The sequence below is a fragment of the Lacticaseibacillus salsurae genome, assembly GCF_045862175.1.
GTDB lineage: Bacteria > Bacillota > Bacilli > Lactobacillales > Lactobacillaceae > Lacticaseibacillus > Lacticaseibacillus salsurae.
In genome coordinates this window covers 1-2,048 of record NZ_BAAFZI010000122.1, presented here as the reverse complement: position 1 = coordinate 2,048, position 2,048 = coordinate 1, and the positions used below count along the sequence as shown (strand labels likewise).

The following is a 2,048-nucleotide window of genomic DNA, read 5'->3' as shown; positions in this document are numbered from 1 at the left end:
AAAATCTTCTCGCAGTTTTAAGTAGACCAATTTCGATTACTGCCAAAAAGAATAAGACTGCGGTGAAGATTGATTACAAAGTTATCGTGGATTTGCCTGAAAGTTAGGGCTAATTCACCAGCCACTAAGTATAACTAAAAATATTTTAATAAACAATGGTATTGACACCCATTTCACTGGATCGGCGAAATTTTAGGCGACATTTGTGGCCAACAGCGAAATTGATAGGCTCGCCAAGGAACTGATGCAAAGTGATAGACACCGCTTTCAAGAAATGCGATAATGGCTTGAAACCGTGAAACCAGCGGTGTGATCAAGTCCAAATAGCCGTTCAATAATCTACAATTGGATAACGATTATTTGATTCGCGCAAAAAACTTTTTTGTGAGGTGTGCCATGGTACAGATATTAGGCTGGATCGTCGTGATCGCCGTGGTGTGGACTGGGTTTTGCCTGTTATTAACGCTGATCCGCAAGCTTTGGCGGCATTTACGGCATCGCAAGGCTGTGGATTTCTGGGAAGATTTTTGGATGTTGTGGTTTGAAGTCTTAAATCCGCTGAACTACTTTTAAATAGATGAAAAAATGACCGCGCAGCCATGATCTGGTTGCGCGGTCATTTTGCGTATTAGATGAACGTTTCGTCGTTGGCGATCGCGGCAAGTAGATGTCGTGAAGGGATGAAGAACACTTCGCCGCTGACTGGTGTGGAGAAGTCCAGCAACCGATCAGACTTGCTGAACATGCCTTCAAGCATCCGCTTGGTTACGGTCCAATGCCGTGCGTAACCGATAAAGTAGGTCCCGTTAACGCCTTTGACCGGATCGCTATATGGCACATTCATCCGCACGATTTTATGTTCCACGCCGCCGTTGTTGTCTTGAGAGACCACGTTGTGCGCGTTTTGGGCCTTTTGTTCGTCTTCCAGTTCCACATCAGAGAACTTTTTGCGACCGATCGCGGCTTCTTGTTCCTCGGTTTTCAGGCGGTTCCAGGCATCTAAGTCGTGGTCGTATTTTTGGGCAAAAGCGTATGAGCCATTGATGAACGTTGGGTCTTCGTCGCCGATCACCGCGTAATCTGGCGTGTCTAAGGCACTGGGATTTTCGGTGCCATCAACAAACCCAATGATCGCGCGACCTTCAAAATACCGAAAGCCGTGAGTTTCATCGATCACTGTCACATGTTCGCGTAAGCGTGTCATCACTTGACTCATCAATTCAAAAGGCACTGCAGAATTTTTCGCGCGGATATGGAAGAACAAGTCTGCCAGCGTGGCTGGTGCGGTATATTTTGGACCGACGATCGGCTGGAAGGCTTCTAGTTCTGCCGGCCGTGGCTGGTTTGGAAATAAGTAGTCCCAAGCTTTTCGGGATAACCCAAAAGCTACCGCCAGGCCACTTTCTGGGTAGCGGACATTCAACGACGATTCAAAAGCAGGCAAATGTTCTGCCAGATCTTGGATCGCTTCAAGGTCGTCAGCTGGGTCTTGTCGCAACAGATCCATCGTCGCAAAAATAATATTATCGCCAGCATCTTTATAAACTGCTTGCACGTCGCGTAAATCGATCGACATCAGCACCATCTCCTTATTAATAATGATTCTAGTATGTGCCTCAAATGACCCCATACAATGCAGGATTAGTAAGAATCCTTTGCAAATACAGCAGCGACTGGTCATGGTGACGATCAGCGTGAAGTTGTGGGCACCAATCCGGACCAGTTGGTTTTCAGTCAGCATGAGCGGAGGGGACACCTTGCCGCTCATTTTTTACCTGGCGAAGCGTAGATGGGTGTCTTGGCGCCGGTGCCAAGGCGTTTCTAGTCAGTCGTCTTAATAATTTAAATGATCAAAACTCGCGAATATTCTTTGCGTTAAAAGTTCGATATTTTTTTCGAAAATCGCGTTTTAATTATCGTTCCCGCGTTTTACAATCAAGTTAGCCACTATCGTTAGCACTCAGACAAAATAAAAAACACCAAGTCGATACGACCTGTTATCATTAAAGTTCCTACACAATTAATGAAAGAGGTATCGTCTTGATGCA

General features: G+C 45.8%; 2 protein-coding genes. One reads left to right on the top strand and one right to left on the bottom strand.

What is annotated here, in order from left to right; translation table 11 throughout:
* Positions 1–396 precede the first annotated feature (396 nt).
* Positions 397–573, top strand: coding sequence for a hypothetical protein (locus tag ACKTSG_RS14135; RefSeq protein ID WP_407895657.1), 177 nt, complete (start codon positions 397–399; stop codon positions 571–573).
* Positions 574–628: 55 nt separating this feature from the next.
* Here the strand turns inward: ACKTSG_RS14135 and ACKTSG_RS14130 are convergent, their stop codons facing one another.
* Positions 629–1,576: a Dyp-type peroxidase gene (locus ACKTSG_RS14130; protein ID WP_407895655.1), complete on the bottom strand. Its 948-nt coding sequence runs from the start codon at positions 1,574–1,576 to the stop codon at positions 629–631.
* Between the last annotated feature and the right edge of the window lie 472 nt (positions 1,577–2,048).